Origin of the sequence: Actinoplanes sp. NPDC051633 (assembly GCF_040681735.1) — a bacterium.
Classification (GTDB): Bacteria; Actinomycetota; Actinomycetes; order Mycobacteriales; family Micromonosporaceae; genus Actinoplanes.
Genome location: NZ_JBFAZH010000837.1, coordinates 1 through 3,463, shown reverse-complemented (window position 1 = coordinate 3,463; position 3,463 = coordinate 1). Strand labels below are relative to the sequence as shown.

The 3,463-nt window shown below is 71.3% G+C and carries 3 protein-coding genes and 1 pseudogene; 1 reads left to right on the top strand and 3 read right to left on the bottom strand.

Features of this window, described 5'->3' with window-relative positions:
- A pseudogene (locus tag AB0M20_RS33020) lies at positions 1 to 645 on the top strand (FHA domain-containing protein); the annotation flags it as partial.
- On the opposite strand, the gene rocD reads toward AB0M20_RS33020, so the two are convergent.
- The 3 genes from rocD to AB0M20_RS33005 form a co-directional block, all read right to left on the bottom strand.
- Entirely contained in the window at positions 642 to 1,862 is a 1,221-nt protein-coding gene (rocD, locus tag AB0M20_RS33015) for an ornithine--oxo-acid transaminase (RefSeq protein ID WP_364304256.1), read from the bottom strand. The pseudogene AB0M20_RS33020 and the gene rocD overlap by 4 nt on opposite strands.
- Positions 1,859 to 2,653 (bottom strand): dimethylargininase, encoded by a 795-nt coding sequence (gene ddaH / locus AB0M20_RS33010; protein WP_364304255.1) that lies wholly within the window; start codon positions 2,651 to 2,653, stop codon positions 1,859 to 1,861. The genes rocD and ddaH overlap by 4 nt, the downstream gene beginning before the upstream one ends.
- A 230-nt stretch (positions 2,654 to 2,883) precedes the next feature.
- Positions 2,884 to 3,463, bottom strand: a 580-nt coding sequence (locus AB0M20_RS33005) for a thrombospondin (RefSeq protein WP_364304254.1), incomplete at its 5' end; no start/stop codon positions are given.

Genomic DNA, 3,463 nt, shown 5'->3' with positions numbered 1-3,463 from the left:
CCGTCGCCGATGGGCGCCAAGCTGCTGGCGCGCGTGTGGCGCTGCCCCGAGGCCAACTGCGGCGCCTTCGGCGGCGGCGACTCGGACAGCCCGTTCGCGGACATGCGCAAGACGACCAGCCCGGTGGCCCAGCCGCCGCCGACGCTGCGGGCCGGCGTGCCCACCTGTCCGCGCCACGGCACGAAGCTGGCCGACGTCGGCCCGAGGCCCAACATCGAGGTGCTCTCGGTACGCATCGACGACGTCAACCGCCGCAGGTTCGTCGTCTCCACCGGCCACCCGGTCACGGTCGGCCGGGCCCCGGAGGGCGGCGACGGCGTCATGCTGGGCCAGTGGCTCAGTGAGGACGCCCGGAAATGGATCAGCCGCGGCCACGCGCGGTTCGCCCTGGACGGCGACAAGCTCACCGTCCAGGACGTCTCCACCAACGGCACCGGGATCCGCCCGGGCGGGTCGCTGGACGACGACGAGCGGGTCACCCTGGCGCGTGACGAGGTCCGCGTGGTCGGCGGCGAAGACGTGGTGGAGCTCTACGCCGGCGTGAACGTCGGCCGCGCCAAGATGTGGGCCAACGGGGGCGTCAGCCAGCCTGCGTCGGTCATGTCCGACGCCCCCACCATGGCGATCCGCAAGTTCGAGCGCTAGCGAGCCTCGTCGAGCACCTTGGCCAGGACCGCCACGGCCTGGTCCAGCTCGGCCGGCGTGACCACCAGCGGCGGCGCGAGCCGGATCGTCGAGCCGTGCGTGTCCTTGGCCAGCACGCCCTGCTCGGCGAGCCGCTCGCACGCCTGCCGGCCGGTCATCAGCGCCGGGTCGATGTCCACGCCGGCCCACAGCCCGCGCCCGCGGACGGCCAGCACACCGCGGCCGATCAGCGCGCGCAGCCCGTCGTGCAGCCGCTCGCCGAGCTCGGCCGAGCGCCGCTGGAAGTCGCCGCGCTCGAGCAGCCGGACCACCTCGACGCCGATGGCACAGGCCAGCGGGTTGCCGCCGAAGGTCGAACCGTGCTCGCCAGGCTTCAGCACGCCGAGCACGTCGCGGTTGGCGGCGACCGCGGACACCGGCACGATGCCGCCGCCGAGGGCCTTGCCCAGCACGTACATGTCGGGGACGACGTCCTCGTGCTCGATGGCGAAGGTGCGGCCCGTGCGGCCGAGGCCGGACTGGATCTCGTCGGCGATCAGCAGCACCTTGCGGTCGGTGCAGACCTCGCGTACGCCCGCGAAGTAGCCGGTCGGCGGCACCAGCACCCCGGCCTCGCCCTGGATCGGCTCGAGCAGCACGGCCACCGTGTGCTCGTCGACCGCGGCGGTCAGCGCCTCCAGGTCGCCGTAGGGCACGATCGTGAACCCGGGCGTGTACGGCCCGAAGTCGTCCCGCGCGTCGGGGTCGGTGGAGAAGCTGACGATCGTGGTCGTACGCCCGTGGAAGTTGTTCTCCGCCACCACGATGTTGGCCCGGCCGTCCGGCACACCCTTGACCCGGTAGCCCCACTTGCGGGCCACCTTGATCGCGGTCTCGACCGCCTCGGCGCCGGTGTTCATCGGCAGCACCAGGTCCTTGCCGCAGAGCTGCGCCAGCCCCCGGCAGAAGTCGGCGAACTGGTCGTGCACGAACGCGCGGCTGGTCAGCGTGAGCCGGTCGAGCTGGGCGTGCGCGGCCGCGATCAGGCTCGGATGACGGTGCCCGAAGTTGAGCGCCGAGTATCCGGCCAGGAAGTCGAGGTAGCGGCGGCCGTCGACGTCGGTCACCCAGGCGCCCTCGGCGTCGGCCACCACCACGGGCAGCGGGTGGTAGTTGTGGGCGGTCCAGCGCTCGGCCTCGGCCAGCGCCTCCGGCGTCACCATGTCGACGGTCGTCACGAACGCACCTCCAGCGTGCAACACTTGGGACCGCCGCCGGCCTTACGCAGCTCCGACATGTCGACCCCGATGGTCTGGTAACCGCGCTCCTTGAGCGCGGCGTCGAGCGCGGTGGCCTGCACCGGCAGCACCACCGTTTCGCCGTCGCTGACGGCGTTGAGCCCGAGCACGGCGGCGTCCGCCGGGGTGGCGATCACCGCGTCCGGGAAGAGCCGCCGCAGTACGGCCCGCGAGCCCGGCGAGAAGGCGTCCGGCAGGTACGCCACCGTGTGCTCGTCGAGCACGCACAGCGCCGTGTCCAGGTGGTAATACGCCGGGTCGATCAACTGCAGCGTGATCACCGGGCGGCCGAAGAGCTCCTGGGTCTGCAGGTGTGCGGCGTGCACGGTCCGGAAGCCGGTGCCGGCCAGCAGCACGTCCCCCGCGAGCAGGATGTCACCCTCACCCTCGTTGGTGTGCTTCGAGTCGTACACCTCGAAGCCGTTTCCGGCGAACCAGGCCTTGTAGGCCGGCGCCTCGTCGGCGCGCTCGGGGTCGCGGAACTGGACCGCGAGCGCCTTGCCGTCGACCACGGTGCCGCCGTTCGCGGCGAAGACCATGTCGGGCAGGCCGGGCAGCGGCTCGATCAGCTCGACGGTGTGGCCGAGGTCGAGGAAGGTGCGGCGCAGGGTCTCCCACTGACTGATCGCCAGGGCGTTGTCATACGGCGCCGTCGGGTCCATCCACGGATTGATCCGGTATGTCACGGCGAAGTACGTCGGCCGGCACATCAGATAGCGGCGGGTTGTCATGCCGCAACGGTATGCGGGAAAGCCCTGCTGGAACCGCAGATCAACCTTGCGCAGCGCGTTCGATCCTTGCGCTTTCCGGGGTCACAGCAACGATTCGTTAAGTACGAGTCAGGGGTGGCGCTCCGAAGTCGGAGAGCCACCCCTGGACTGCTGCCTCCAGCGCACCGCCGGAACTATCGGGGCGGGAACGGCGGTGAGTCCGTCCCGGTTCCTGTATTTGTACCTACCCGTCAGAAACGGTCGACAAACTGTGCGTCAAGCCACTCTCGCGCAGAGTTGACCGGCTGCATGTCGGTGCCCAGCCAGCTCAGCGAGCCGGTCAACGCCAGCACGCCGACCACGATCGCGGCCAGCGACAGCACCATGCCGATCAGCGCGTCGGACTTGCCGGCCACGTGCCGGCGGCCGGTGGCGTGGATCCCGCTCAGCGACAGGACCAGGGCCAGCACGGCGACACCGATGCCGTAGCCCAGCAGCGGGCCGGAGAGCACCAGCAGGGCGGCGACGACGCTCAGGATCAGGCCCAGCGTGGCGAGCAGGCTGGCGCGCGGCCTGGGGCCGGCGACCTCCCGCGGCCGATCCTCGACCTTGCGCTGCTCGAGCGTGGTGTCGGTGGCGGAGGTGGTGTTGCGGGGAGCGACGGTCGCGCGACCGGTCTCCGCACTGCTGCGCGGCTGACGGTCGGTGGCCGCTCCGCCGGCGGTGACGAAACGGGTGGTGGTCTTGTCATCGGGCTTGGCAACAGTGCTGTTGCCGGCAACGGTCGGGCGGTCGTCCTCCGCCGTATCGGTAGCGGAGCGACGGAAGGTA